The following is a 209-nucleotide window of genomic DNA, read 5'->3' as shown; positions in this document are numbered from 1 at the left end:
CTGCCTACAGCGCTCTTACAACCCGTTTGGTTGTTGGTCACCTGTACGTATATGGTTTGTTGGTTTACCGTCGTGTTGGTAAACGATGTCGGGTTGCTGATGAGTTGGGTCAGCGCCGCATCCTGGTAGAATTTCACCGTATAGGTCGATACCGGTGTTGTGGCATTACCCGCCAATAAAGCTGCTGTTTGAGTCGTTAAATCAAAAGA

At 48.3% G+C, this 209-nt stretch carries 1 protein-coding gene; it reads right to left on the bottom strand.

Translation table 11 applies throughout. The features are described from left to right. On the bottom strand, positions 1-209 hold a 209-nt coding region (locus ACSVH6_RS13630; RefSeq protein WP_438079419.1), incomplete at both ends, for a hypothetical protein.

Origin of the sequence: Flavobacterium sp. XGLA_31, assembly GCF_051547105.1 — a bacterium.
GTDB lineage: Bacteria > Bacteroidota > Bacteroidia > Flavobacteriales > Flavobacteriaceae > Flavobacterium.
This window is presented reverse-complemented; position numbering and strand designations above follow the sequence as displayed.